The sequence below is a fragment of the Rhizobium sp. PP-CC-3G-465 genome, assembly GCF_004343445.1.
GTDB lineage: Bacteria > Pseudomonadota > Alphaproteobacteria > Rhizobiales > Rhizobiaceae > Ferranicluibacter > Ferranicluibacter rubi.
Window position 1 is genome coordinate 1,663,901 of sequence record NZ_SLYH01000001.1, and the last position, 25,809, is coordinate 1,689,709.

27 protein-coding genes are annotated in these 25,809 nt (G+C 65.7%); 13 read left to right on the forward strand and 14 right to left on the reverse strand.

The genetic code is table 11. The features are described 5' to 3' along the window. The first annotated feature begins 299 nt into the window (after window positions 1-299). The 3 genes from C8J33_RS07795 (at window position 300) to C8J33_RS07805 (ending at window position 6,042) form a co-directional block, all read left to right on the forward strand. Window positions 300-1,556: a DUF2254 domain-containing protein gene (locus tag C8J33_RS07795; protein WP_132663632.1), complete on the forward strand. Its 1,257-nt coding sequence runs from the start codon at window positions 300-302 to the stop codon at window positions 1,554-1,556. 158 nt (window positions 1,557-1,714) lie between these two features. Then, window positions 1,715-3,217: a protein adenylyltransferase SelO gene (locus tag C8J33_RS07800; RefSeq protein WP_132664497.1), complete on the forward strand. Its 1,503-nt coding sequence runs from the start codon at window positions 1,715-1,717 to the stop codon at window positions 3,215-3,217. 500 nt (window positions 3,218-3,717) lie between these two features. Further along, window positions 3,718-6,042: a glucose/quinate/shikimate family membrane-bound PQQ-dependent dehydrogenase gene (locus C8J33_RS07805; protein WP_132663633.1), complete on the forward strand. Its 2,325-nt coding sequence runs from the start codon at window positions 3,718-3,720 to the stop codon at window positions 6,040-6,042. A gap of 87 nt (window positions 6,043-6,129) precedes the next feature. On the opposite strand, the gene C8J33_RS07810 is transcribed toward C8J33_RS07805, so the two are convergent. Next, complete coding sequence (locus C8J33_RS07810; protein ID WP_132663634.1) at window positions 6,130-7,077, reverse strand: threonine ammonia-lyase; 948 nt, start codon at window positions 7,075-7,077, stop codon at window positions 6,130-6,132. An 89-nt stretch (window positions 7,078-7,166) separates the two neighbouring features. On the opposite strand from C8J33_RS07810, the gene C8J33_RS07815 reads away from it, so the two are divergent. The 4 genes from C8J33_RS07815 (at window position 7,167) to C8J33_RS07830 (ending at window position 10,803) form a co-directional block, all read left to right on the forward strand. After that, a complete protein-coding gene (locus C8J33_RS07815; RefSeq protein WP_132663635.1) occupies window positions 7,167-7,628 on the forward strand; it encodes an Lrp/AsnC family transcriptional regulator in 462 nt (153 codons plus the stop codon). Between the two features lie 208 nt (window positions 7,629-7,836). Then, on the forward strand, window positions 7,837-9,498 hold the full coding sequence (locus C8J33_RS07820) for an ABC transporter ATP-binding protein (protein ID WP_132663636.1): 1,662 nt from the start codon (window positions 7,837-7,839) through the stop codon (window positions 9,496-9,498). Window positions 9,499-9,589: 91 nt separating this feature from the next. Continuing rightward, a complete protein-coding gene (locus C8J33_RS07825; protein ID WP_110799799.1) occupies window positions 9,590-10,042 on the forward strand; it encodes a MerR family transcriptional regulator in 453 nt (150 codons plus the stop codon). A gap of 203 nt (window positions 10,043-10,245) precedes the next feature. Continuing rightward, complete coding sequence (locus C8J33_RS07830) at window positions 10,246-10,803, forward strand: GNAT family N-acetyltransferase (protein ID WP_132663637.1); 558 nt, start codon at window positions 10,246-10,248, stop codon at window positions 10,801-10,803. 120 nt (window positions 10,804-10,923) lie between these two features. Here C8J33_RS07830 and C8J33_RS07835 read toward each other — a convergent pair whose 3' ends face one another. The 9 genes from C8J33_RS07835 to C8J33_RS07875 all read right to left on the reverse strand — a co-directional run bounded on the left by C8J33_RS07835 (window position 10,924) and on the right by C8J33_RS07875 (window position 16,445). Beyond that, window positions 10,924-11,136: a hypothetical protein gene (locus C8J33_RS07835; protein ID WP_110807640.1), complete on the reverse strand. Its 213-nt coding sequence runs from the start codon at window positions 11,134-11,136 to the stop codon at window positions 10,924-10,926. Further along, window positions 11,129-11,467, reverse strand: a complete 339-nt coding sequence (locus C8J33_RS07840) for a type II toxin-antitoxin system HicB family antitoxin (RefSeq protein WP_132663638.1) — start codon at window positions 11,465-11,467, stop codon at window positions 11,129-11,131. The genes C8J33_RS07835 and C8J33_RS07840 overlap by 8 nt, the downstream gene beginning before the upstream one ends. Continuing rightward, on the reverse strand, window positions 11,464-11,718 hold the full coding sequence (locus C8J33_RS07845) for a type II toxin-antitoxin system HicA family toxin (protein WP_132663639.1): 255 nt from the start codon (window positions 11,716-11,718) through the stop codon (window positions 11,464-11,466). The genes C8J33_RS07840 and C8J33_RS07845 overlap by 4 nt, the downstream gene beginning before the upstream one ends. A gap of 37 nt (window positions 11,719-11,755) precedes the next feature. Beyond that, entirely contained in the window at window positions 11,756-12,670 is a 915-nt protein-coding gene (locus tag C8J33_RS07850; protein ID WP_132663640.1) for a cytochrome c, read from the reverse strand. 231 nt (window positions 12,671-12,901) lie between these two features. Then, entirely contained in the window at window positions 12,902-13,336 is a 435-nt protein-coding gene (locus C8J33_RS07855) for a c-type cytochrome (protein WP_132663641.1), read from the reverse strand. A 170-nt stretch (window positions 13,337-13,506) separates the two neighbouring features. Next, on the reverse strand, window positions 13,507-14,322 hold the full coding sequence (blaOXA, locus tag C8J33_RS07860; protein WP_422038085.1) for a class D beta-lactamase: 816 nt from the start codon (window positions 14,320-14,322) through the stop codon (window positions 13,507-13,509). Window positions 14,323-14,454: 132 nt separating this feature from the next. Then, window positions 14,455-15,300 (reverse strand): metallophosphoesterase, encoded by an 846-nt coding sequence (locus C8J33_RS07865; RefSeq protein WP_132663643.1) that lies wholly within the window; start codon window positions 15,298-15,300, stop codon window positions 14,455-14,457. A 74-nt stretch (window positions 15,301-15,374) separates the two neighbouring features. After that, window positions 15,375-15,740, reverse strand: coding sequence for a DUF4440 domain-containing protein (locus C8J33_RS07870; protein WP_245507143.1), 366 nt, complete (start codon window positions 15,738-15,740; stop codon window positions 15,375-15,377). Between the two features lie 105 nt (window positions 15,741-15,845). Then, window positions 15,846-16,445 carry a superoxide dismutase gene (locus C8J33_RS07875; protein WP_132663645.1) on the reverse strand — a complete coding sequence of 200 codons (600 nt, stop codon included), beginning with the start codon at window positions 16,443-16,445 and terminating at the stop codon, window positions 15,846-15,848. Window positions 16,446-16,700: 255 nt separating this feature from the next. Here C8J33_RS07875 and C8J33_RS07880 point away from each other — a divergent pair, with 255 nt between their 5' ends. Both C8J33_RS07880 and C8J33_RS07885 read left to right on the forward strand, forming a co-directional pair. Continuing rightward, on the forward strand, window positions 16,701-18,029 hold the full coding sequence (locus C8J33_RS07880; protein WP_132663646.1) for a hypothetical protein: 1,329 nt from the start codon (window positions 16,701-16,703) through the stop codon (window positions 18,027-18,029). Further along, window positions 18,026-18,817 carry a hypothetical protein gene (locus C8J33_RS07885; RefSeq protein WP_132663647.1) on the forward strand — a complete coding sequence of 264 codons (792 nt, stop codon included), beginning with the start codon at window positions 18,026-18,028 and terminating at the stop codon, window positions 18,815-18,817. The genes C8J33_RS07880 and C8J33_RS07885 overlap by 4 nt, the downstream gene beginning before the upstream one ends. Window positions 18,818-19,036: 219 nt before the next feature. Here C8J33_RS07885 and C8J33_RS07890 read toward each other — a convergent pair whose 3' ends face one another. After that, window positions 19,037-19,921: a branched-chain amino acid aminotransferase gene (locus C8J33_RS07890; RefSeq protein ID WP_110799809.1), complete on the reverse strand. Its 885-nt coding sequence runs from the start codon at window positions 19,919-19,921 to the stop codon at window positions 19,037-19,039. A gap of 219 nt (window positions 19,922-20,140) precedes the next feature. Between C8J33_RS07890 and C8J33_RS07895 the strand changes: the two genes are divergently transcribed. The 4 genes from C8J33_RS07895 to C8J33_RS07910 all read left to right on the forward strand — a co-directional run bounded on the left by C8J33_RS07895 (window position 20,141) and on the right by C8J33_RS07910 (window position 23,264). Continuing rightward, a complete protein-coding gene (locus tag C8J33_RS07895; protein ID WP_132663648.1) occupies window positions 20,141-21,181 on the forward strand; it encodes a zinc-dependent alcohol dehydrogenase family protein in 1,041 nt (346 codons plus the stop codon). Window positions 21,182-21,292: 111 nt separating this feature from the next. Continuing rightward, window positions 21,293-21,856 (forward strand): phosphatase, encoded by a 564-nt coding sequence (locus C8J33_RS07900; RefSeq protein ID WP_132663649.1) that lies wholly within the window; start codon window positions 21,293-21,295, stop codon window positions 21,854-21,856. A 2-nt stretch (window positions 21,857-21,858) separates the two neighbouring features. After that, on the forward strand, window positions 21,859-22,644 hold the full coding sequence (gene tam / locus C8J33_RS07905) for a trans-aconitate 2-methyltransferase (RefSeq protein WP_132663650.1): 786 nt from the start codon (window positions 21,859-21,861) through the stop codon (window positions 22,642-22,644). Between the two features lie 218 nt (window positions 22,645-22,862). Further along, the gene (locus tag C8J33_RS07910; RefSeq protein ID WP_132663651.1) at window positions 22,863-23,264 is read left to right on the forward strand and encodes a response regulator; all 402 of its coding nucleotides are present in this window, start codon (window positions 22,863-22,865) and stop codon (window positions 23,262-23,264) included. Between the two features lie 193 nt (window positions 23,265-23,457). Here the strand turns inward: C8J33_RS07910 and C8J33_RS07915 are convergent, their stop codons facing one another. The 3 genes from C8J33_RS07915 to C8J33_RS07925 form a co-directional block, all read right to left on the reverse strand. After that, on the reverse strand, window positions 23,458-23,796 hold the full coding sequence (locus C8J33_RS07915; RefSeq protein WP_132663652.1) for a hypothetical protein: 339 nt from the start codon (window positions 23,794-23,796) through the stop codon (window positions 23,458-23,460). A gap of 62 nt (window positions 23,797-23,858) precedes the next feature. Next, window positions 23,859-24,692 carry a gamma-glutamylcyclotransferase gene (locus tag C8J33_RS07920; protein WP_245507144.1) on the reverse strand — a complete coding sequence of 278 codons (834 nt, stop codon included), beginning with the start codon at window positions 24,690-24,692 and terminating at the stop codon, window positions 23,859-23,861. 127 nt (window positions 24,693-24,819) lie between these two features. Next, the gene (locus C8J33_RS07925; protein ID WP_132663653.1) at window positions 24,820-25,758 is read right to left on the reverse strand and encodes a LysR family transcriptional regulator; all 939 of its coding nucleotides are present in this window, start codon (window positions 25,756-25,758) and stop codon (window positions 24,820-24,822) included. Window positions 25,759-25,809 lie beyond the last annotated feature (51 nt).

Genomic DNA, 25,809 nt, shown 5'->3' on the forward strand with positions numbered 1-25,809 from the left:
GGGGGTAAGGGAGAGAAGAAAGACCCTCTCTGCCCTGCCGGGCATCTCCCCCACAAGGGGGGAGAAGACTTGGGGCGAGCCGCTCGCTTCAAGAAAATACGTTCAAGATTGTAGCGAAGGTCGTGCCACACGTCTTCTCCCCCTTGTGGGGGAGATGGCCGGCAGGCCAGAGAGGGTCTTTCTTCCTTTCTACCCCCTCACCCCACCCTCGACACGCACATGCGCCATCTCGAAAATACACCACCCCGCCCTATAACTCTGCTGCGGCTGCCATCCGGCAGTCCGGTTCGGGAGGTCTTATGCTCAGGTCGAAACGTCTCTGGCAGGTGGTGCAGCTGTCGCGGCGGCTTTGGGTTCGGGCGACACTCTATTGTCTTGCGGGGGTTGCGACGGCGCTGGTCGCCATCCTTCTCGGGCCCTTCATTCCGGAGGAGATGACGCAGGCCTTCGGGGCGGATGCCGTGGATCCGATCCTCAGCATCATCGCCTCCAGCATGCTCGCCGTCACCACCTTCTCGCTGTCGACGCTGGTGGCCGCCAGCGCGGCGGCGGCCAGCGGCGCGACGCCGCGGGCGACGAGCCTGCTGCTGGAGGACACCACCGCCCAGCGGGCGCTCTCGACCTTTCTCGGCACCTTCCTGTTTTCGCTGGTCGGGCTGATCGCGCTGCATGCCGGGCTCTATGGCGGCGGCGGGCGGCTCGTTCTGTTCATCGTCACGCTCGGCGTCATCGCCGTGATCGTGCTGACGCTGTTGCGCTGGATCGACCATCTCTCGACCCTCGGCCGGATCAGCGAGACCATCGACCGGGTGAAGACCGTGGCGATGACGGGCATGCGCGATCATCTCGAAGATCCGCTTCTCGGTGGCGCGCCGCTCGGGCCCATGCCGTCCGGTGCCGTTCCGGTCTCACCTGCCAAGGTCGGCTATATCAAGCATATCGACATGCCGCAGCTGCAGGCGCTCGGTGCGACGAGCGATTTAGAACTGTATCTGGTCGCGCGGGCCGGGGCCTTCTGCGCGCCGGGCACGCCGATGCTCTTCGTTCGGACCCGGGCGACCGGCGGGCCCGACCCCAAGGTGCAACAGGCCCTTCTCGACGCCCTGACCATCGGCCCGCGCCGCACCTTCGAGCAGGATCCCCGCTTCGGCCTGATCGTGCTGGCCGAAATCGCCTCGCGCTCCCTGTCCTCCGCCATCAACGACCCCGGCACGACCATCGACGTCATGACGGCGATGGTCGAGGTGCTCGCCGTGGAGCCGAGAGCGGACCATCTGCGCGGCGCGCCCGCGTTCCCGCGCGTGCATGTGCCGCCTGTGACGCTTCGGGATATGTTCGAGGACGCCTTCCTGCCGATCGCCCGCGACGGCGCCGGCAACCTCGACATCGGCATCCGCCTGCAAAAAAGCCTGCGGGCCCTGGCGGGCCTGCCCGGCGGACGCATGCACACCATCGCCCGCGAGACCGCGGTGGCCAGCCTCACACGCGGGCTGGATAGCCTCGCCTTCGAGGCGGATCGGGAGCGGCTGAAGCGGGAGGCTTTCGTGGAGGTTTGAGGCTGGTCTCTCCAGACAAAGACTGTCGCGAACCACCGCCTGTGCGGGACGCCTGATCACCCTTTCATGCCGAGACCGCCCACCCTATCTAACATTGACGACACCGGTCTTCCGACCGGGCCGACGAATAACGGACAAGGCACGGAGCGGAGACGATGATGGAGGCGACGAACAGGACGCAGGCGCAGACGCCGCCCATCCCCTTCGACAACAGCTATGCACGGCTGCCCGACGCCTTCTTCTCGCGCGTCGATCCGACGCCGGTCGAAGCGCCGGTGCTGATCCGCTTCAACCGGGAATTGGCGGAAGAACTGGGGCTCGATATCGCGCAGCTGGAGGCCGACGGCGCGGCGATCTTTTCCGGCAACACCATCCTTCCCGGTGCAGAGCCGCTGGCCATGGCCTATTCAGGCCACCAGTTCGGCGGGTTCAACCCGCAGCTCGGCGATGGCCGGGCTATTCTTCTGGGAGAGGTGGTGGACCGACAAGGCCGCCGCCGCGATATCCAGCTGAAGGGTGCCGGTCCCACGCCCTATTCCCGACGGGGCGACGGGCGCGCGGCGCTTGGGCCCGTGTTGCGCGAATATATCGTCAGCGAGGCGATGCAGGCGCTTGGCCTGCCGACCACGCGGGCGCTGGCCGCCGTCGTCACGGGCGAGCCGGTCTACCGCGAGACGGTGCAGCCCGGCGCGGTGCTGACGCGGGTGGCGGCCAGCCACATCAGGGTGGGTACGTTCCAGTTCCACGCCGCGCGCGACGATCGGGCCGGAGTCAAGGCGCTCGCCGACCACGCCATCTCCAGGCATTACCCCGAGCTTGCGAACGACCCGCAGCCCTATCTCGCCTTCCTCTCCGCCTTTGCCGACCGGCAGGCGTCGCTGATCGCCCGCTGGCTCTCCATCGGCTTCATCCATGGCGTGATGAACACCGACAATGTGGCGATCTCCGGCGAGACCATCGATTTCGGCCCCTGCGCCTTTCTCGATGCCTATGATCCGGCCAAGGTCTTCTCCTCCATCGACCGCAACGGCCGCTATGCCTATGCCGCCCAGCCGGGCATCGGCCAGTGGAACCTCGCGCGACTGGCCGAAACGCTGCTGCCGCTTCTCGACACCGACGAGGAGGCCGCCGTCACTGCCGCCAACGGCGTGCTGAAGGCCTATGGCGAGCGCTTCCAGCACCATTGGCTCGCCGCCATGCGCGCCAAGCTCGGTCTGTCAACAACGGAGGACGGCGATCTCGATCTCGTGCAGGACCTGCTGACGCATATGCATCAGGAAGAGGCGGATTTCACGCTCGCCTTCCGCCGGCTGTCGGATCTCGCGGCCGATCCTTCGACGGAAACCGCGTTCACCGCTTTGTTCCGCAACCCCGCCAGCACCAGCCTCTGGCTCGACCGCTGGCGCCGCCGCGTGGAGGCCGAGGGGCGGAGCGCCGAAGACACCGCCGCCGCCATGCGCGCCGTCAACCCCGCCTTCATCCCCCGCAACCACCGGATCGAGCAGGCGATCGTTGCAGCCCAGACGAATGCGGATTTTTCGCCGTTCGACGCCCTCATCCGCGTGCTCGCCCGCCCCTATGACGACCAGCCCGACATGGCCCCCTTCGCCGAGCCTCCGGCGCCGGGCGAGGAAGTGCTGCGGACGTTCTGCGGGACGTGAGGGTTGCGAGAGGGCGGCACTTCGGCCACGTGGTGCGTGCGGCTGCCCCTCACCCTAACCCTCTCCCCGCTTGCGGGGCGAGGGGACGTGCCCTGCTCAGCACTTTGACGTGAGATAGAGCGGTGCCACGTGTCCCTTCTCCCCGCGCGCGGGGAGAAGGTGCCGGCAGGCGGATGAGGGGCCAGGCAGCGGCTCAGGGCGCCGCTGCGATGACACGACAGTTCCAGAGCAACACTCTCCAACGTGCGTCACAACCCCTCCCGCCACCGATTGTGCATTGCGGCATTGACCCGCGCGATGCCTGCCCTAATTTCGCCATAACGAAGCCCGGATCTGCATTCGGCTTCGGCTGCATCATTCCCGAAACTGGGATCGGTTTACGACGGGAATAATGCCGCAACTGCAAAGTGTTGGAACGACCTCAACGCGTCATGCATGACGCGCGGCGCTCCGATGTCGATATTGACGGGGCGCGCATCGCTGCGCCAGGAGTCTCTTCCATGATCATCTTTACGTCTGTCCTTTTTGCGCTGATCGGACTGGGGCTGACCGGCTTCGGGGCCTGGCTCGCCGTTCTCGGCGGCAGCTGGTACTATGTGCTGGCGGGTCTTGCCTTTCTCGCAACGGCCATCCTGCTCTCGCGCCACCGGTCGTCGGCGCTCACCGTCTATGCGGTGTTCATCGTCGCCACGCTCGCCTGGGCGCTGTGGGAAGTCGGCTTCGACTGGTGGCAGCTCGGCCCCCGTGGCGGCGTCGTCATCCTGCTTGGGCTCTGGCTGTTGCTGCCTTCGGTGCGCAAGCCTCTCGGCTTCACCAGCCCCACGGGCCATGTCTACCGTGCCAGCGGCTGGCCGCTCGGGATCGCCGTCGTGCTCTCGGTCGCGGTTGCGCTTTATTCCATGACGCAGGATCCGCTCGACATGGCCGGCGCGCTGCCGACCACGGTTGCCAATGCGACGCCCGCGCTCGGCGGCAACGTGCCGGATGGGGAATGGCACCAGTATGGCCGCACACAATATGGCCAGCGCTATTCGCCGCTGACGCAGATCACCACGGCCAACGTCTCCGATCTCAAGGAAGTCTGGCGCTACCAGACGGGCGACGTGAAGCTGCCGGAGGATGTGGGCGAGACCACCTATCAGGTGACGCCGCTCAAGATCGGCGACACGCTCTATGTCTGCACGCCGCACAACTGGGCGATCGCCATCGATGCTGCCACCGGCAAGGAAAAGTGGAAGTTCGACAGCAATTCCGGCATGAACCCGGACCGGCAGCACCAGACCTGCCGCGGCGTCACCTATTATGCGGATGCCGCTGCCGCACCGGGAAGCGCCTGCGCCACCCGCGTCTACCTGCCGACCTCGGATGCCCGCCTGATCGCGCTCGACGCGCAGACCGGCCAGGTCTGCACCGGCTTTGCCGAGCAGGGCACGCTGCGCTTGGAGCAGGGCATGCGCTACCAGCCGGCCGGTTACTACTACTCCACCTCGCCGCCCGTCATCACCGGCAACAAGATCATCATCGGCGGCGCCGTCAACGACAACTACTCGACGCAGTCGCAGTCGGGCGTGATCCGCGCCTTCGACGTCAACACCGGCGCCCTCGTGTGGAACTGGGACAGTGGCAATCCCGACGTCACCACGCCTCTGCCGGAAGGCCAGACCTACACGACCAACTCGCCGAACAGCTGGTCGGTGTTCTCCTATGACGAAGCCCTCGGCCTCGTCTATATCCCGCTCGGCAACCAGGTGCCCGACCAGCTCGGCATGGGCCGCAGCGAGAATGTGGAGCGGTTCTCCTCCTCTATCGTCGCGCTCGACATCAATTCGGGGCAGCTGCGCTGGGTTCGCCAGACCGTGCATCACGATCTCTGGGACATGGACGTTCCCGCCCAGCCCGTGCTGCTCGATATCGACGGCCGCCCGGCGCTTGTCGGCCCGACCAAGCAGGGCGATCTCTACGTGCTCGACCGGCGCACCGGCGAGCCGATCATCCCCGTGAAGGAAATCCCCGCGCCGACCGGCGCTATTCCCGAGGACTTCACCGCGCCCACCCAGCCGATCTCCGATCTCACCTTCTCGCCGCCGCCGCTGACGGACAAGAACATGTGGGGCGTCAGCATGTTCGACCAGCTGGCCTGCCGGATCGCATTCGAGCGACTGAGATATAAGGGGCGCTACACCCCGCCGTCGCTTGAGGGCTCGCTGATCTACCCCGGCAATTTCGGCACCTTCAACTGGGGTTCCGTCGCGGTCGATCCGGAAAAGCAGCTGATGTTCGGCATGCCGACCTACCTCGCCTTCACCTCGCAGCTCGTGCCGCGCGACCAGATCCCGCCGAAGGGGCAGGACCAGAAGGGCAGCGAACAGGGCCTGAACCGCAATGACGGCGCGCCCTACGGCGTGCTGATGGGGCCGTTCCTCGGGCCGCTCGGCATTCCCTGCCAGGCGCCGCCATGGGGCTATGTCGCCGGCGTGGACCTGAAGACCGGCGAGATCGCCTACAAGCACCGCAACGGCACCGTCTACGACATGACGCCGCTGCCCCTGCCCTTCAAGGTCGGCGTGCCCGGCATCGGCGGCCCGATGATCACCAAGGGCGGCGTCGCCTTCCTCGGTGCGGCCGTCGATAACTACCTGCGCGCCTATGACCTCACGACCGGCCGCGAACTCTGGCGCGGCCGCCTGCCCGCCGGCGGCCAGTCCACCCCCATGACCTACAGCACGGATGACGGCACCCAATACGTCGTCATCGTCGCCGGCGGCCACGGCTCGGTCGGCACCAAGCCGGGGGATTACATCATCGCCTATACGCTGCCGAAGTAAGGGTGGCATAGCGCGAAACAATCGAGCCCGGCCGCAAAAGCGCGCCGGGCTTTTTCGTGGGGCGAGGACAACTGCCAATGGCACCGATCAGGAAAGCCACAGCGCGATCTGCTGCTCGGTGAGATTGCCGCCGCAGAGCATGGTTGCGACCCGGCGGCCTTCAAGAGAGGAGGCTTGCGTCAGGATCGCCGCGAGCCCCGCCGCGCCAGCCGGCTCGACAATGCGCCCCCAGGTCCGATGCGCGAACCGCATCGCCTCCACGATCTGGTCATCATCGACGAGAATGACCTCGTCGATCGTGTCCTGCAACCAGTCGACAGCCGCCGGCACGGGAATGCGCACGGCGATACCGTCGGCGATCGTATGGCCCTCCGGCGTCGAGATCGCCTTTCCAGCTCTGTGGGACAGGGCCATGCAGGGCGCGCCTGTGGCTGCGACGGCGATGACGCGGGTTTTCGGCGATTGCGCCTTGAACCAGCACCCGACGCCGGCAGCCAGAGCGCCGTTGCCCAAGGGAATGAAGACGGCATCGAGCGCTCCGACCTCCTCCGTCAGTTCCGCCGCCATCGTGCCGGCCCCTTCCGCGATCGCCGCGCTCGCGCCATCCTCGACGAAGGCAAGCCCACGTTCGTCCGCATGCTGCCGTGCCACCGCCTTTGCGGCATCGAAATCGTCTCCTGCAAGAACGACCTCCGCGCCCAGCCGGCGCATGGCGTCGATCTTGAGGGGATTGGCGTTCACGCTGGCGAAAACGGTCAGGGATCGCCCGCGCCGCACGGCATTGTAGGCAAGTCCCTGCCCGAAATTTCCGGCAGAGGCCGTGACAAGAGGACCTTCGCCGCCCCTGTTTTCCGAGAGAAAATAGCCCGTACCGCGGCCCTTGAAGCTGCGGATCGGATTGTCGGTTTCGTCCTTGGCGAAGAGCGACAGGCCAAGCGTGTCGCAGGTGAGGACAGGGCTTTGCAGGAAAACCGGATCGATGACCTGCCGGGCCGCGCTGATATTCTGATGGGACAGTCTGGGTTGCTTTGTCATGGGCTCATAATAAAGGCTTGCAGCGCGGCAGATCCGCGATCATTACATAGTAGAAGCTGATTTTCCGCTCATGAAAGAGATCTGACGCCATGGATGATGTGGACAGAACGCTGCTGGCGGCGCTTCAGGAGAATGCCGACGTTCCCGGCAAGACGCTTGGCGAGACAGTCCATCTCTCGACCTCCGCCGTCGAACGCCGCATCACCAAGCTCAAGCAGGACGGCATCATCGAAAAGGTCGTCGCCGTCGTCAATCCAAAAGCGGTCGGCCGCCCTCTGTCGATCCTGGTGGAACTGGAGATTCAGAACGAGCATCGCCACACGCTGGACCAGTTCCAGCGATGGCTCGATCGCGCACCGGAAATTCAATCCTGCTGGTACGTGACCGGCGACATGGACTACGTCCTCCTCGTCGCCGTGCGCGACCTCGACGAATACAACGCCTTCATCGAGCGGCTCATGACCGAGCAGCAAGCGCTGGTGCGGAAGTACAAGAGCATCATCGCCCTGAAGACCATCAAACACAGTCTGGCCGTGCCTGTTGAGGAATAGAGGCGCAGACCCGGTAATGCTTCCCGTCGCCGATGGTTATCACTCCGCGCGCACCAAAACCCGTGACATCCATCTGACACACCTCTAAAATACGGGTGGATCGAACCGCCATCATCGCTTCCACCGGATTTCGGCCCTGAGCCTTCAGCAACAGAGCGGGAGGCGCAGGGCCTTGTGCTCCCCCCTCCATCCACCCCCTGGAGATCCCATGTCGTCAGCACCGCCTTCGCTTGTCCGCAGCATTCTCGTCGATTTCTGGCGGGCGTCGCGGGGGATGCTTCTGCTGGTGTCGGTGCTGACCATGGTGACAGCGGTGGTGGCGGTGGCGGGGCCTTATGTGTTTTCGCGGATGATCGACCGGATGCAGCCGGGCGCGTTGGCGGAGACGGTAGCGCTGGGGCTCGTTGCCTATGCGGTGCTGGTCGGACTTTCGAGCGCGCTGCAGCGGGCGCAGAACTATCTGGCGCATGTCTGCGGCGAACATCTCTCGCTCATCGTCTCCACCAGCCTGTTCGAGCGCCTGTTGCACAAGACCGCGCCGTTCTTTGTCGAGCACAATCCGGTGGAAATCGAAACGGCCGGGCAGCGCGGGGATCAGGCGCTTGTGACGATGCTGCATCTGACGCTCGGTTACCTCGTCTCCGGCAGCGTGCAGATCGCGCTCAGCCTGGCGCTGATCGGGGCGACCGTCAGTCTGGAGATCGTGGCGGTTTCGGTCCTCTACGGCGCGGCCTTCATCGCCCTGTCGGTGGCTGCCGACCGGCGCAGCACGCGCTATCTGGAGGCTGCCATCGCGGCGGGACAGGAGAATGCCCGCTTCGTCGGCAATGCGCTCACCGGCATGGAGACGCTGCGGCATTTCGGTGCGCATGGGTGGATGCGGAGCCTGTTTTCGCAGAAGGCAGAGGCCGTGTTCCGGAACTGGCGGGACTATTCGCTAAGCCGGATCGGCTTTGCCGGGCTTCAGGGGGCGGCGCTGGCGTTGCAGCTCGGCGTGACCTTTCTGATGCTGGTGCCGCGCATGCAGGCGGGCCTTATCTCCGTCGGGGATGTCGTGCTGTTCAACACGCTGCTGCTGGCGCTGAACCAGCCGTTCGAGGCGATCGGCGCGACCATCAACGAGCTTGCCAAGACGCGCGGCAACCTCGCGCCGCTTCAGGCCATCTGGGCGGCACCGGAGGAAGAGACGACGAGCGCCGCCGAAGCCCTGAGGCTTTCGGAGGGTACGCTTCGGTTCGAGGCCGTCGGCTATCGCTACGAGAACGGCCGGGGCGTTGAGAACGTCTCCTTCACGGCGGCCCGCGGCGGCATCACCACGCTGACCGGGGAGACGGGTGCCGGAAAATCCACCGTGTTTCGGCTGGCGCTGAAATCGCTGGAGCCGCAGAGCGGCGAGATCACGATCGACGGCCGGCCGCTGGCCGGGATCACGCGCGCGACATGGTATGGGCGGATTGGCGTCGTGCCGCAGGATATCCTTCTTCTCAGCGACACGCTGTCGGTCAACATCACGCTGGGGCGGCCGGTCGATGCGCAAAAACTGCGCCGCGTCGCACATCAGGCTGCCATCCTCTCGACCATCGAGGCGCTGCCGGAAGGGTTCGAGACCAGTGTGGGCGAGCGGGGCCTGAAGCTATCGGGCGGCGAGCGGCAGCGGATCGCCATTGCCCGCGCGCTCTATGGGGATCCCGACATCCTGTTTCTCGATGAAGCAAGCTCGGCGCTGGATGCCGCCACCGAACGGGAAATCCTCATCGGCCTGCGGCAGCTCGCGGATCGGGTGACGGTGATCGCCATCACCCACCGCACGGGCATGATCGAGCCCGGCGACACGGTGGTCCGCATCGGGCCGGAGGCTGGCGGGCCATAAGCGTGGTGGTTGCGTCGAGGCTGGAAAGCCGGGCTCCGTTCGCCTATCTTTGGTTAAAGCGGCCCTCACCTGCCGCACGGAGAACAGCCCCATGTATTCGATCGGCGATCTGTCGCGGCGCACCGGCGTGAAGGTGCCCACCATCCGCTATTACGAGCAGGCGGGGCTGATCGCGCCGGCCGAGCGGACGGAGGGCAACCAGCGGCGCTATGAGCGCCAGGCGCTCGACCGTCTTGCCTTCATCCGCCACGGTCGCGATCTCGGCCTGTCGATCGAGGCGATCCGCGACCTGATCGACCTCAGCGACCACCCGGAAAAGCCGTGTGCCCGTGCGGATGCCATCGCCGTCGAGCATCTTTCCGCCGTGCGGGCGAAGATCGCGCAGCTGCAGCGGCTGGAGCACGAACTGGAGCGGATCGTCTCCCATTGCGCCGGCCACACGGTGGAGGATTGCTATGTCATCCGCGCGCTTTCCGATCACACGCTCTGCGACGGCGACCATGCGCGGCCTCTGGAGGATATGCTGGTTCCCGGGCGGTCATGATCGCCTCTGCCTGCAAAAACCGGCCGGTTGACATGCCTCTCAAAAGGGATCATGCATTGCACATGATCACGACCGCAACCCGTGCCCGCTGGTATTTTACGCTGCATTCATAGATGCGGCTGTCTGATCACGTTCAACAAGCCGCCGCCAGGCGGCTTTTGTTTTGGACGGTGCCTGGGGCGGATCAGCTTCAGGAAACCTCGATGCCCACCTTGTCTTCTCCGTTTGTCTCCCCCTTGGCCAAACCTTCGGCCTCCCCGCTCGCCGGCGGCGCGCTGGACTTGCCCGCCGCGGCCCCCAGCCGGGCACCGCTGGTGACGATCCGTTCCGCGCGGCCGAGCGATATCGCCACGCTCTGCGAGATGATCACCGAACTCGCCGCGCATCACGGCGATGCCGCGCCGCTCGACGCGGACACGCTGGAGCGCGACCTGTTCGGCCCGGTGCCGTGGATCACGGCGCTCGTGGCCGAGGCCGGCGGGGCGCTGATCGGCTACGCCATTCTCGTGCCGCTCTACAGGGCGCAACTCGGCGTGCGCGGCATGGACCTGCACCATCTCTTCGTGCGCGACGCCCATCGCGGCACCGGCATCGGCCGCCATCTCGTGGCCAAAGCCCGCGAAGAAGCCCGCCGCGCCGGCTGCACCTACCTCTCCGTCAGCGCCGCCACGGGCAACGTCAAGGCGCACCGATTCTACGAGCAGCAGGATTTCACGGCGGGTCCGGTGACCGGCATGCGGTATGTGCAGGCTTTGCGGTAGGGGGTGAGTCGGCAGAGCGCATGCGCCTTGCCTTTCAAGACCTTTGAGAGGCGCGACGCTATTCGCTGACCCGTCCCGCGAGACCAAGACCCCGAGACCACGCCAAGCAAAGGAGGGGCATCAAATATTGTCCCGCTCGTCGGCCGCGGCTTCGGCCCGGCGTTCGGCAATCAGCTCCTCGGAGACGAGGCCGTGCCCGATATTCCGTCCCTTGAGCGCATCCTGCAACGCCTGAAGAGCTTCCAGCTGGGACATGACGGGCTGGACATCCCTGCCCGGAGCGGTTGCCGGGTCGTCTGCATCCGGGCCTCCTGTAACCGTCTCTTCAGGCATCTTCCATCGCCGCCTCCGCCAGCACTTCGGCGGCCCACTGGTTGAGGCTCTTGCCGGCGAGTGCTGCCGCGCGGGCGGCCTTGGCGTGGATCTCGGGATCGACGCGGAACATCATGCGGCCGGAATAGGGTTTTTGCGGGTCCTTGCCGGCCTTGGCGCAGGTCTCGATGTAGTCGTCTACGGCCTCGTGGAAGGCGGCTTTCAGGTCGGAGACCGTGTCCGCGTGGAACCCCACGCCATCGGTGATGCCGGCGAGACGGCCGAAGAAGATCTCGTCCTCGGCGTCATACTCCACCCGCGCGAAATAGCCCTTGTGCGACATGACGTTCATGGTTGACCTCCAATCCGCTTGATAAAATCACGCGCCGCTCGAACCTGGTAGCGCTTGGCTTCCTTCTCCGGATGCGGGCGGTGAAAGCTTTCGATCTCGGATCCGCTGACGAACCGCACACGGGACCCCGCCCCTTCCAGAACCTTGCAGCCGAGCGCGATCAGCAGCGCTTCGATATCCGACCACGCGATCGTTCCGGACACCGGGTCCGCAAAAACAGCCATCAGGATTTTGCGATGCCGATTGTTCATGCGGCACTCTACGTAATGCTTGCACTTTCTGCAAGCATTACCGCGCCGGCACCGTCTTCAGATAGGCGGCAATCGCCTCTCGGTCGGCGGCGGGGAGTTTGGCGATGTTCTGCTGGACCTCGACCATGGAGCCGCCGGCGCTGTCGAAGTCCGGGGTGAAGCCGGTTTCGAGATAGTTGGCGATGTCGGCTTCCGTCCAGTCGCCGATGGTCTTCGAGCCGGGCGTGATGTTGGGGATCTGGCCCTCGCCTTCCGGGTTCGGTGCGCCGGCGAGCCAGAGGTCGGTCTTAAAGCCGCCGAGCGCGTTGCGCGGCGTGTGGCATTCGCCGCAATGGCCCGGGCCTTCCACGAGATACTGCCCGCGCACCAGCTTGGCATTCGCTTGGTCGACCGGCACGCGCGGCTTGTCGCTGTAGAACAGCAGCTTCCAGCCGCCGAGCGACGCCCGGATATTATAGGGGAACGGGAGATCGTGCGGCGGGGCGATATTCGGGCTCTTCGGCAGGGTCTTGATGTAGCCGAAGAGGTCGTTGACGTCCTTCGGGGTCAGCCGGGCGTAGGATCCATAGGGGAAGGACGGATAGAGATGCTGGCCATCCGGGCCGACACCGCGCGTCATGGCATCGCCGAACTGGGCGAGCGTCCAGCGGCCGATGCCGCCGGTGTCGTCGGGCGAGATATTGGGGACGTGGAAGGTGCCGAAGGGGCTTTTCAGCGGCAGTCCGCCGGTCAGCACCAGCTTGGCATCGCCCTGCGCGCCCGGGGCCGCGTGGCAGCTGGTGCAGCCGCCGGCCCAGAACACCTGTTCGCCGTTGGCTAGATCCGGCGCGCGCAGCCCTTCCCAATGCGCGGCCGGCCATGCCTCGGGCTTGGTGGTAAACCACACGCCGCCCGCGACCACGATGCCGAGGAAAAGGACGGTCGAGACGAATTTGCGCGCGCGACGGGCCATGCGGCAGGTCCTTGTTGTCAGCGGCTGTCAGGTTCACTCTCAACCGGAAAAGCGCTCGTTTTGTCTGTTTTCGTCGGTCTTTTCGGGGTAACGGGTTTCGCCTATCCCTGACAAACGCCAGGGCACCGGGCGGTTGGGATCGACCCTTACCACCAAGGCGGTGGCGTCCCGCGCGGGCGCGGAATGCCGTGGTCTGCCGGGGCGTGGCTGAAGCTGGTCCCGGTCTACCGCCTACTTCTTGACGCGGTAGACCTGATGACAGTCGCCGCAATGGGGGCCGAGCTTGCCGAGCGCGGCACCGACGCCGGCCGGATCGGCCGGCAGCTGCGCCAGCAGCATATCGGCATCCGCACCCAGGCTCGCGGCCTTGGCGTCGAAGTCGGCCTTGTTCTCCCAGATCTTCGGGCTCGCCTCGGAATTGGCCTCCGACCCCGCCGGGAACTGATCCGGAAAGGCCTTGATGCTGGTGCTGATCGCGGTCAGCGATGTCTTGACCACCTCGGCATCGTAAGGCTTCTGGCCCTTGGCGATGGCCGAGAGCGCGCCCATGGAGCCGCCGATCTTCTTCATCAGGCCTTCGCGCACCTCTTGCGGCTCGGCCGCCGTCACGGCACCGGCGGCAAGGCCTGCCAGCGTTGCGGCGAGAAACAGGGTTCTCAGTTTCATGGGAGTCCTCTCTGGTGGCGACGCCCGTTGCGGGCGCCCGTTCCGACAGACATGGCCGATTCCTGCCGAAAATCCGGTCATTTCGTCGCAGGCATCTTGGCATCTTCCGGTCGCGTTGAAAGTAAAATTTTCGCGACATTTCGAGGGCGGAACAGGCGATGGACAGGGTGTCAGGGGCGCAGGGTTTTCGACAGCGCGGGCCACTCCGCCATCAGCGCATCGCGCGTCAGCACGCCCGGCGAGGTCTTCGTCTTTTCCCGCGTGCGGATCAGCCGGGCAAAGACCACGGCCTTGTCCTTCGCCTCATTCGGCTCGGCCCAGCCGACATACCAGCCCCAGCCATGGGCATAGTCGAAGCTGCGATCGGCGTTGCGCGGAAAGGCAGCCCCGGTCTTGCCGTGGATCGTCCAGTCGCCGACGGCGCGGCTTTCCACGATGCGCTTCGTCTTCTCGATCGCCTCGGGCCCGACCGGCAGCGTGGCATTGACGAGGCCGCGCAGGAACGCGACCTGCTCGCGCGGCGAGACCTGCAGCGACGAGGCGATCCAGGCACGCTCCAGCCCGTTGTCGAAACCGGGATCGCCGGAGAGGTCGGCATTGCCGTACTGAAAACTCTTGAGATAGCGCTCCGGCGTATCGCGGCCGAGATCGCGCGTGATGCGCTGCGAATACCAGACGACGGAATAGCGCATCCAGTCGGCCGGGTTCGTATCCCGCAGCCAGTTGGCGCCGCCCCAGTCCGGGTCGCCCTTCCGGTAGGAAAGAACGGGCGTCGCCTCGTCCTTGAGGAAGCCGGTGTCGTAGCCGATCAGCGCCAGCGGGATCTTGAAGGTGGAGGCCGGCGTCGTGCGGGCGGCGCAGTCGCCCTCCTCGATCAGCACCTTGCCGGTGGCGGCATCGAGCATGATGGTGCAGGTGACATCGACATCGCTAGCCGCGAAAGCGGCGGTGGCGGCGAAAGAGGCAGTGGAGGAGAGTGCGAACAGGCCGAAGGCGAGAGCAAGAGGACGCAAGCCGGTTTTCCTTTCAGGACAGGACGATGCCCGCACCATCCGGGGAAACAGGGCATCATTGCGGCGGCACCAGCGGTCGTTCCGCAGACTTTCAAGAATCCCCGCTTACTTTCCCGTCCTTAGAACCCGGCTTTCCTCCCGCCCGAAACCCTCGATCTCCAGCCGGTCCTCATAGAGGCTGACAATCGCGAAGGCGTTGCGGTCGGGCGTATCGACCATGCCGCGGAAGGTGATGTAGTGCGTGCCATCGCGTGTGACGGTATTGCCGGCGTGGTTGTGGCCGCAGAGCCAGGCGCGCACGTTCGGGTAGGTCTTGAGCAGGTCGAGCAGGCGCTGTGCGTCCCAGAGGTCGTGCGCGTTTTCGGGTGCGACGGGGTAGTGGCAGAGAATGACGACCGGCTCGCCATCGTCGCGGGCCTGGTCCAGCACCTCGGCAAGCCAGGTGAACTGCGCCTCGCTTAAGCCCCCATTCCAGCGCTGGGCATTGATGGCGCCCGCCGCCGTCAGCGCCTGCAGCCGGGCCTTCGCCTGCTCGCGGCGCGGATGGCCCTTCGGCACGGCAAACAGGCTGACCTCGCTGCCATCGAGAATGATGAGGCGATGGCCGGCGACGAGGAGATCGTGATAATGCGCCGGCATGCCGAGGCGGCGGTGCACCTCGCCCAGATGCTCCGGCGCCACCGCGAAATCATGATTTCCGGGCAGGAACAAGGCCTTGTGCCGCAGACGCCGATAGACCGCCAGCGCCGGATCGAAGCTTTCCCAGTCCCGGTCGATCAGATCGCCGAGCGTGACCACGGCATCGAGGTCGCGCCCGTTGAACACCGCGATCGCCTCCTCCAGCTTGCCGAGCGACTGGCGGAAATGGCGGTCGAGCGTGAGGTTCGGCGCGAGATCGGCATATTGCGGATCGGCGATGATGCCGAGGCGGAGGACGGGGTTTTGGGTCATGGGGGCCACCTAGCGCCGATGGATGACATGGGGATGACAGCGCATCGGTGAGGCACGAGAGGCCTCCGTTCAGGCTATCCTTTGAGCGTGCCTTGGTGAAACAACATCTGCCATTTCACTCCGTCATATTTCCAGATGGAACTCCTCAGGACACGACGCATCGAACCATCACCGGACAAGCGCTCCGTCTCATAGGTGAGAAGGACGGCATCGCTCGATATGCGCGTCAAAGCGTAATTCGACGTTCGAAGATCACCTTCATCGCTTCCGCTCTCCTGAGCGAGGAGGTCGATCAGGGTTGGACGGTCGTAAACCGTGCCGGATGCGCCGAACTCTATAAAGCCCTCCGCAAGCAGACGCTCCACGGCCCCTCTGGAACGCCTGATCTCAGGTCTATGAAGAGCCTCTTCAAGCGCTCTGATCTCCTGAAGGCTCGGCACTTCGGTCAAGGCTCTTACCTCCACGACGCCCCTCCAGGATTCACGCAAGATGCGCAGTAAAAAAGCGGGACCCGAAGGCCCCGCTTTTCCCAATTCCGAGCCTGATCAGGCTGCCTTTTCATAAAGCTCCAGGACGTAGTCCCAGTTGATCAGGTTGTCGATGAAGGCTTCGAGGTACTTGGGGCGGGCGTTGCGGTAGTCGATGTAGTAGGAGTGTTCCCATACGTCGACGCCCAGCACCGGGGTCGCGCCGTGGACCAGCGGGTTTTCGCCGTTCGGGGTCTTGGCGATCTGCAGCTTGCCATCCTTGACGGCCAGCCAGGCCCAGCCCGAGCCGAACTGACCGACGCCGGCCGCGATGAAGTCGGCCTTGAACTTGTCGTAGCCGCCCAGGTCGGACTTGATGGCCGTTTCGAGCTTGCCCGGCAGCGACGTGCCGCCGCCGCCCTTCTTCATCCACTTCCAGAAGTGGAGGTGATTGTAATGCTGGCCGGCATTGTTGAAGAGCGGCTGGTTGGTGCCGTAGGACTTCTTGACGATCTCTTCGAGCGAGAGATCGGCAAGGCCTGCCTCTTCCGCCAGCTTGTTGCCGGCCGTCACATAGGCCTGATGGTGCTTGTCGTGATGATATTCCAGCGTTTCGCGCGACATGAAGGGCGCAAGTGCATCGTAGTCATACGGCAGCGGGGGAAGTTCGAAAGCCATGGCGGTTCTCCTCTTGGCATCGGAATTCATTCACGAAATCGTCAAGGGAACATAGGCACCCCGACCACGCGAGGCAACCGGCGCCGTCGCTAAATTCACCTCGCCTTGTGAAATGGTTTTCTCTTGGGGCCGCTTCACGACTGCGTCATCACACTCGCGCCAGCACGATGGAGGCCGTGTGCACCCGGAGGCCGGCCTTCATTTCGCCCGTTTCTTAAGCCCCTGTTAAGACTTTCGAAACCAAGGGAATCCTCCATGGCGCTTGGCGCTTCGCATCGATTGCAGGACGGCATCGAGGCCGTCGAAACCATGACGCGTTTCGCGCTGGCCGTGCTGGCGCTCGCCTCCGGCGTCTATACATATCTGGGCGTGCGCTCGATCCTCGACGGGTCGGCGACGGCGGTGTTTTTCGCCGCGATGATCTATTCCTGCGCCGTATCTGTCGCGATCTATGCCTTCTGGACCTATATGGCGCGGTTCTACCCGCATGTGACCAGCCGTTCAGGCCGTACCGGCATGCTCGGCATCATGGCGCTCGGCTGCGTCATGATCATCGCCATGGCGAGCTGGCTGAATGCGGCGGCCCTTGCCGGCTCCGCCGCCGTCGAGCAGCATCTGGCCGAGACGATCGAGGACTACACGGCCGATCTCGACAAAGCACACCAGAACGCACTCGCCGCCCAGAGCCTGCTGCCCGATATCCAGCGCACCTCCGAGCGGTTCCAGCGCCTGTCGGATCAGGAACAGCGGAGCGGCGCGCTGACCGGAACGACCGGGGCCGGCAGCGTCGTGCAGCTTCTGGCGCAAATGGCGGCGCAGTTGCGCGAGCTTCAGGCCGGCATTGGGGCATCGCGCGACCGGGTGGAAAGCCTCTTCACCGAGGGTCAGGCCCGCATCTCCACCATGCGGGGGCTCCTCTCCTCCCCCGGCGCCATCGAGCCGCGGGCGGATGCGTTTTCCACCGAGGCCGTGGCGCTGACGGGCACGATCACCGCGCTCGAACAGACCTCCATCGCCGGCTCGGTCAAGCGCGCGGCCGACGACCTGTCGCTCGGCTTCATCGCGCCTGTGGCGAGCGGCATGGAGCCCGACCTCGTCAACCGGCAGGATCAGGTTATCGCGACGATCCGCACCTCGGTCGCCGCCCAGTCGAAGGTGCTCTCGGATGCCGCAGCCGAGATCCTGAAGCGCCCGCCTGTGGAGGAGCGCCGCTTCGTGCCGCTGTCGGCGGCGGCTGCCGTCCTCGTCTACGCCTCCGACTTCATTCCGAGCTGGGCCGGGGCGATCTCCATCGACCTTCTGCCGGCGGTTCTGGTGTTCATGTTGGCGATCGCCCATGCGTCGCTCCGCCGTCAGGAGGAAAGCATGCCCTTTGCCGCCCGCATCACCGCGGCCGAGTTGCTGGCGGCGATGGAGGTGCAGCAGGCGCTGGTGCGCAGCGGCGTGGATATCGAGGCGATGGCACGCCGGGAGGCCGCGCCGGGTGCGGACGGCGTTGCCGAGGAGCCCTCCAACATCACCAGCCTCGACCTGCCGCCGAAGGGGGCGCGCATAGGGCCGCAGGGTAAGGCACCTCAGGCATGAGGCCGACGGCAGGCGGCGCCATAAACGCCCTGACGCGCTTTTCCGCGAAGGTGGACGACGGCCAGATGATGCGCGCCTTCTTCTATATCCTGCTCGCAGCAGCCCTTATCTTCGTCGTCATCGATTTTCGCGAGATCGCGGGGCAGAACGCGGCCGCCGCCCTCGATCCGGCAAACCCGATGAGCGAGCCCGTCCTGCCGCCGGCGCTCACCACCGGCGAGCCGGAGGATGCGCCAGGCGAGGTGACGACCGACGCGGAAACCCTGAAGCAGGCGATCCGCTTCGAGCTGCAGCCCGGCGGCGTGATGCTCGCCAAGGGCGCGATCGACCCCGGGGCCGCCGCACGCTTTGCCGCGGAGATCGAGGCGCGCGGGGAATATGTGAAGGTGGTGCAACTGGATTCGCCCGGCGGCTCCGTTAGCGATGCGCTGGCCATGTCGAAGCTGATCCGCGATCGTCAGCTGAACACGATCGTGGAAAAAGGCGCGCTCTGCGCCTCCTCCTGCCCCATCGTGCTGTCGGGCGGGGTGGAGCGGACGGTGGCCGAAGGTGCCGTCGTCGGCGTGCACCAGATCTTCAACGGCACGCGCGAAAAGCTCTCGCCGGACATGGCGATGTCCGAAGCCCAGCGCACCACCGCCACCATCACCCGCCACCTCGACGCCATGGGCATCAAGCCCGGGCTGTGGCAACGCGCGATGGAAACGCCACCGGACCGGCTGGCGTATCTGAGCGTCAAGGAGATGCGGGAAGTTGGGTTGATCCGTGGGGCGGAGGGTGTGCGTTAGCCGTTGGGTGCGTCGGTGGGTGTGGCTGCCCCTCATCCGGCTGCCGCCACCTTCTCCCCGCCAAGCGGGGAGAAGGGACCTGGGGCGCGGCTTCTGCCCCTATCATCAACCTTCAAGAAACAAGCGAGCGCTCGCCGCGTGTCCCTTCGCCCCGCCTGCGGGGAGAAGGTGGCGGCAGCCGGATGAGGGGCGGCTCTACGCTAGAGACGACACATCGCCTCAGAAATCCGACCCATTCCCATGCGCCCAGTCCATATAGACCTCCAGTGCCTTCTTCGCCACCGGCCCCACCTGAAGCTGGCGGTCGTCGAGCCGGATGACGGGGACGATCTTGGAGTAGTTGCCGGAGGTGAAGATCTCGTCGGCGGACAGGAAATCCTCGACCGTGAGCGTCGTTTCGCGCACGTCGAGGCCGGCGCGGCGCAGGAGGTGGAGGACGCGGGAGCGGGTGATGCCGGCGAGGAAGGTGCCGTTGGCGAGCGGGGTGAAGACGACGCCGTCCTTGACCATGAAGATGTTGGACGAGGCGGTTTCCGCGACGTTGCCGTTCATGTCCTTCGCCAGCGCATTGTCGAAGCCGCGGGCGCGGGCCTCCAGAATCATGCGGCCGGAATTGGGGTAGAGGCTGCCGGTCTTGGCCGTGGTCACCGCGACCTCCGGGCTCGGGCGGCGATAGGGAGAGACGGTGAGCGAGGACGGCTCGGCCGTGTTCATCGGCGCCTCGAACAGGCAGAGCGCAAAGCGCGTGGACGTGGGGTCGGCAGCGACGACGGAGCCCGGCATGCCGTGTTCGGCCCAGTACATCGGCTTGATGTAGACGGCGGTCTGCCCGTCGAACTTCTTCACGCCCTCCCAGGCGAGCCCTTCGATATCATCCGCCGTCACGACCGGCTCCAGGCCGAGCGCCAGGGCCGAACGGTTGACGCGCTGGCAGTGGAGGTCGAGATCCGGCGCGATGCCGTCGAACCAGCGGGCGCCGTCGAACACGGTGGTGCCGAGCCACATGGCATGCGAGGTCGGCCCGATCAGCGGCGGATTGCCCGTCACCCACTCGCCATCGACGAAGGTCCAGGTGGTGCTGCGCGGTGACGTGTCGACGGCCATGATGCTTTCCTTGCTTGTCGTCTCGTGATGGATGCCGCGCCCGGTCTGTTGGTCCGCGCTGACATGTTCGACCTGTCTTGTCGCATAGCCGGAAAACGGAGAACAGGGGTGAATGGATCGATCAAAACTTCTGATCGACCGGATTTCAGGGCTTTGCCGGGTTACCCTGTTTGCGCTAGGCACACGGGAACACAACCCTCAAACCTCGCGGAGACCACCATGCGCGCCATGTATTTCGACACGTTCGGGAAGACGCCGGACATCCGCGATGTGCCCGACGCGGAACCGAGCGATGGCGGCGTGGTGGTGAAGGTGGAGGCGACGGGGCTGTGCCGGAGCGACTGGCACGGCTGGATGGGCCATGATGCCGACATCCGCCTGCCGCACGTGCCCGGCCACGAGCTTGCGGGAACGGTGGTGGCCACGGGCCGCGGCGTGATGCGTTATAAGACCGGCGACCGGGTGACGGTGCCCTTCGTCTCCGGCTGCGGGCGCTGCTCGGAGTGCCATTCGGGCAACCAGCAGGTCTGCCCCAACCAGTTCCAGCCGGGTTTCACCCATTGGGGCTCGTTTGCCGAATATGTCGCGATCGACTTTGCCGACGAGAACCTCGTGCTCCTGCCCGACGAGATCGATGCGGCGACGGCGGCAAGCCTCGGCTGCCGGTTTGCGACCGCCTTCCGGGCGATCGTCGATCAGGGCCGGGTGCGCGGCGGCGAGTGGGTGGCCGTGCATGGTGCCGGCGGCGTCGGGCTCTCCGCCGTCATGATCGCCTCTGCCATGGGCGCGAACGTGATCGCGATCGACATTGCCGACACCAAGCTGTCCTTTGCCCGCGAGATCGGCGCGGTCCACACCATCAACGCCACGCAGACGGGCGATGTCGCCGAGGCCGTGCGCGAGATCACCGGCGGCGGCGCGCATCTCTCCATCGACGCGCTCGGCTCGCCCGTCACCTGCTTCAACTCCATCCGCAACCTGCGCCGGCGCGGCCGCCACGTGCAGGTGGGTCTGATGCTGGGCGACCATGCCGCACCGCAGATCCCCATGGCGCAGGTCATCGGGCACGAACTGGAGATCTATGGCAGCCACGGCATGCAGGCCTGGCGCTACGAGGCGATGCTGGCGCTGGTGGCGTCCGGCAAGCTCAGCCCCCAGAAGCTGATCGGCCGGCATCTGTCGCTGGAGGAGGCCGTGCCCGCGCTGACCACGATGGACACCGCCACCGACCTCGGCATCAGCGTCATTACGACGTTCTGAGACGGCCGCGCCGGGGGAGCCAACCCGCGTTTGCGGCGGGAACACTTTGCTCGATCCCGTTTCGGCTGCTAATTTCGCGGGCGGGGCAGACAGAGAATCACGAGGTGGACCATGGCACGCGCAGCGCAGAAGCCGGACGAGGACGTCGTTTTTTCGCCGGTGCTGCTTCCCAATCCCGGCCATGCCAACGGCTGGCCGCTGGCGCTGATGGTGAGTTCGCAGACCGAGGCGCGGCACAATCGCGCCAGCTGGGCGCCGACCCATCTCATCTCTATCCGCGCGCCGGACACCAAGCTCCTGTCGATGATCGACCTGCCGGAAGAGAAGCACCTGCAGCTGATCTTCGGCGACACGATGGACCTGGAAGAGCGTGACGCGGCACGACCCCAGGCGATTGCGGACGCTTTCGCCTTCATCGACGGCCTGCCGGCCGACGCGCGGTTGCTCGTCCACTGCCTGCGCGGCATCGGCCGCTCGACGGCGCTGACGCTCGGCATTCTCGCGCGCTACATGGACCCCGAGGCCGCCGCAGCCGCGCTGCATGCGTTGCGGCCGGATGCCAAGCCGAACCGGCATGTCGTCGGTCTCTGCGATTCAGCGCTCGGGCTGAAGGGCAAGCTCGCCAAACAGGCGCTGCGCTTTCCGGCAAAGGTCTGGAAACCGGCAAAGGGATAAGTATGACTTGGTCGGCGGCGCAATATGTGAAGTTCGAGGACGAGCGGACGCGGCCTGCCCGCGATCTGCTGGCGCAGGTGCCCGACGTGCGGCAAGGCCCGCTGTTCGACATCGGCTGCGGGCCCGGCAATTCGACCGAGCTGGTGGCCGCGCGGTTCTCAGGCGCGCCGCTGACGGGCGTCGACAGCGATGCGGACATGCTGGCTGCGGCCCGGCGGCGCCTGCCGGGCATTCCCTTCGTTCAGGGCGACCTTACCGAGTGGCATCCGGGCGAACCGCCGGCGCTGCTCTTTGCCAATGCCGTGCTGCAATGGATGCCCGACCCGGCGGCCAGCATCGCCCGGCTGGCCGGCATGCTCGCGCCCGGCGGGGTGCTGGCGGTACAGATGCCGGACAATCTCGACGAGCCGACGCACCGGGCCATGCGCGAGATCGCGGCCGAACCGAGCTTTGCCGATGCCTATGAAGCGGGCCTGCCGAACCGGAACAGCCTTCCCGCGCCTTTCCGCCTGATCGACCTCCTGTCGCCGCTCTGCGCCCGCGTGGATGTGTGGCACACGATCTATTATCACCGGCTCGACGGGCCCGAGGCCATCGTCGAATGGGTGAAGGGCACGGGCTTGCGTCCCTATCTCGCGCCGCTGCCCAAGGAACGCCGGCAGGCCTTTCTCGCCCGCTATCTAGAGCGCGTCCGCGCCGAATACCCGCAGCTGGCCGATGGTCGGGTGCTGCTGCGCTTCCCCAGGTTGTTTCTGGTCGCGGTGCGCAAGGAAACCGTGCCGGCATGAGCGGCAGAGCGATCGGGCCCTGCCCTCATACAGAACCCGGGCATGAAAAAGACCGCTGAAATGCGAAAGCGCTTGCTTGCCCTGCCGGCCCGCTTCACAACAGAACAGCACAATTTTTCTAAAACGCATCCTGATCCATGATGGCATGTCTCGTCTTTCCCCTTTTTCCGCACGGCGCCCCGGCACCGGTCGCGGGCGTGTGCCGGGGAGTCTAAGACATGGGACAGTCCAGACAACCGGATTCCACCTCCGTCGTCCTGGTGGTGGAGGATGAGCCGCTGCTGCGGATGATGGCGGTGGACCTGATCGAGGACGCCGGCTTCACGGTGGTGGAAGCCAGCAGTGCCGACGAGGCCGTGCATCTTCTGGAAACGCGGCTCGACATCCGCATCGTCTTTACCGACATCGACATGCCCGGCAGCATGGACGGCCTGAAGCTCGCCGCCGCCATCCGCGACCGCTGGCCGCCGATCGAGATTATCATCACCTCCGGCGCCGTGACCAATGCGGCAGCCCAGCTGCCGGACCGGGCCGTCTTCTTCCCCAAGCCCTACGACCACACTCGGCTGCTTTCGACGCTGCAGGGTTTTGCAGACCTGCCGTCGCTGCCGGGGTTGTGACCGCGGGCAGACGCTCGACAGGGACGACCGACAGATGGCTGTAACGATGCAGCCTCCCCTACCTTCGTCATCCCGGGCTTGACCCGGGATCCAGCCAGCCCAAGTCCTTGGGCTGAAAGGAGTTTTTCGACCTGACGGACGTCAGGTCTCTGGATTCCGGGTCAAGCCCGGAATGACGGAGGGTGTGGGTGGCCTAACCTTCAAAATCGCGCCCTTGCATGAAGGGATTTTTCAGTTTTCGCTTTTGCTCGTCGGGGAAACCATCAAGAGGAGACCGTTCTGCCAAGACAAACCCCTGCGGCCTCTCCACCTCCGTCATCCCGGGCTTGACCCGGGATCCAGTCAGCCCAAGTCCTTGGGCTGAAAGGGGATTTTTCGACCTGACGGACGTCAGGTCTCTGGATTCCGGGTCAAGCCCGGAATGACGGAGGTGGATGGCCTGTCCTTCAAAATCGCGCCCTTGCATGAAGGGATTTTTCAGTTTTCGCTTTTGCTCGTCGGGGAAACCATCAAGAGGAGACCGTTCTGCCAAGACAAACCCCTGCGGTCTCCCTTCGCTCCGCCCCCACCTCCTCTAGAACCGATCCGCCGCCATCAAACCGGATCGCGGGCCTTTTCGCCACTGATCTTCACCACAGGCGTCGCCTCCAGCGCGGCCTTCGCTTCCCCGGACAGCGGTTGCGCAGCGGAACGGTCGCCGTGGAGCTTGCGGATTTCGTCGGCGACCAGGGCCTGGAGGCGCCAGAGGTTACGGTCGCGGATGCCGACGGCTTCGAGGTGGAGGACGGTGTTGTAGAGATATTCGGCGCAGGAGCCGACATGGCCGCAGGCGCGGGCGAGGATGCGGGCGACCTCTTCCAGCGGCAGGCGGGAAACGGCGTCGTGGCCGGTCGATCCGAGCCAGAAGCCGAGCACGTTGACCGGGCCTTCCGGGGTGCGGACCGGCATCCAGCGGACGGTGGAGATGGTTTCGCGGGAGGACAGCTCGCGGCGCAGCAGGCGCTCGATCTGGACGATGCGGTCGTCGTCGGGCAGGCGGTAGATGACGCCGTCGCAGCGCCCGCCCCGCTCCAGCGCCATCATCAGCCCCGGCGCCTCGCGCGAGCCGCGCCAGCGGTCGATCTTCAATGAGAAGGCGCGGTGCCAGCCATAGGCGGTGGCGCGGCGGCTTTCGACGGAACAGAATTCCGGCTTCCAGATCAGCGAGCCGTAGGCGAAGACCCAGAGCGGCGCGCCGCCCGACTGTGCATCGAGATCGAGCGCCAGCGCCCGGTAATCCTCGTCCTCCATGGGCGTCCACCGGGCATTCAGACCGGGATCGACCTCCTCGCGATAGCAGAGCGCCACCAGTTCCGGCGTCAGGGACATCCGGCGCGGCTTGGCACGAGGCAATGCGAGGCCTGGGGCGGGAGATGTTGCGGATGGCATTTCGGACATGGAAGCACGTTTCCTATCGGACATCGAAACCACCTCTTGGCCCCTATCGGAGGCCGAAGCGGTTCGTCTGTCAAGACGGCGGGGGGTGGTCTTCACGTAAGGCGTCGGGTGGCGGGTCTCAAGGGACCGTCGCTTCCTCCGGCAATGCACCTCCCACGGGATCGATACGGGCGACCAGAAAATCGATGAAGGCGCGGATGCGGGCGGCGAGGTGTTCGTGGCTGGCGAAGACGGCGTGGATGGTTTCGCGATCGGCCGGGCGGTGCGCCTGCAGCAGCGGCACGAGGCGGCCGGCATCGACATCCGGCTGGATGTGAAAGGCGCCAATGCGGCCGATGCCGACGCCATCGAGGCAGAGCCGCCGCATGATGAAGCCGGCATTGACGAGGACCGCCGGCTCGAACGGCCGCTGGATCGTCGCGCCTGTGGCCGCGTCGAGAAACGGCCATTCCGTGCGCATGCCCGGAATGTTGAAGCCGAGGCAGGCGTGACGGGCGAGATCGGCCGGCACCTGCGGCGTGCCGTGGCGGGCGAGATAATCCGGCGAAGCTACGAGCAGGCGGTGACTGTCGAGCAGTTTTCGCGTTTTCAGCGATGAGTCGCGAAGCGCCCCGGAGGACCGGATGGCGATATCCGTGCGGTCTCCGACGAGATCGACCACGTCGTCGCTCAGCGAGAGATCGATGAGGACATGCGGGTAGAGGCTGCGAAACTCGCCGATCAGCGGCAGGATGAAACGCTCGGCAAAGGCCATGAGCGCGCTGACCCGCAACACGCCGCGCGGCACGGCCTGCGTGCCGCTGGCGATCAGGCGCTCCGTTTCGTTGATATCGGTCAGGATGGCGCGGGCCCGCGCGAGGTAAAGCTCCCCCTCCGGCGTCGGCTGGAGCGTACGCGTGGTGCGCACCAGAAGCCGCGTGCCCAGCCGGTCCTCCAGCCGGGCGACGAGCTTGCTGACGGCCGACGGCGACAGGCCGAGCCTGCGGCCGGCCGCCGAAAAGCCGCCGCCATCCACCGCCGCCACGAAGACCTCCATCTCACCCGCCCGGTTGTCCATAGGACCTCTCTCATGAATTCAAATCACAGGTGATTATCCGATATGCCGGAT